1 protein-coding gene is annotated in these 686 nt (G+C 72.4%); it reads right to left on the bottom strand.

All coding sequences use genetic code 11. From position 1 onward, the window contains the following. Positions 1-686 (bottom strand): hydroxyacid dehydrogenase (locus N5079_RS35095; protein WP_261588535.1); only part of this gene is annotated, 686 nt, incomplete at both ends.

Genomic DNA, 686 nt, shown 5'->3' with positions numbered 1-686 from the left:
TCCACGAGCGACCCCCGCGCGGTGTTGACGAAGGTGGCTCCCGGGCGCATGGCGGCGAGCAGCGACGCGGTCACCATGCCCCGGGTCTCCTCGGTCGCGGGCGCGTGCAGCGACACGACGTCGGATGCGCCGAAGAGCTCCTCCAGTCCGGCCTTGCGCGCGCCGAGCGCCGCCGCCCCGGCCTCGTCCAGGTACGGATCACTGATCAGCACCTGGACGTCGAAGGGCCGGAGAAGCTCGGCCACCCGTTTGCCGATCCGCGACGCCCCGATCAGGCCGACGGTCTTGCCGTAGTTGCCGATGCCGGGGAAGTCCTCGATGAGGTTCATCGCCGACCGGCGGGCGTGATACTCCCTCGTGAGGGCCGGCACGGCCTTGTTGGCCAGCAGGATCACCGCGAGGGTGTATTCGGCGACGGGGATGGCGTTCGCCTCCGCCGCCGAGCTCACCAGGATGCCGCGCTCGAACACCGCCGGGGTGACGTGGGTCTTGACCGTACCGGCGGCGTGGACGACGGCCACGAGACGCGGCGCGTGGGCGAGCGCCGTCTCGTCGATCACCGGGCATCCCCACCCGGTCAGCAGGATCCGGGCGCGGCTGAGCCGTTCGAGGCCGTCCTCCGTGGAGAAGGAGGTCAGGGGCGGCTCCGGGTCGCCGCCGGCGAGCGCGTGGAGCCGGTCCCGGGT

The organism is Planotetraspora sp. A-T 1434 (assembly GCF_025420585.1).
Lineage (GTDB): Bacteria > Actinomycetota > Actinomycetes > Streptosporangiales > Streptosporangiaceae > JAOEGB01.
The sequence above is the reverse complement of the archived record's forward strand: the minus strand, read 5'-3'. Positions and strand labels throughout refer to the sequence as shown.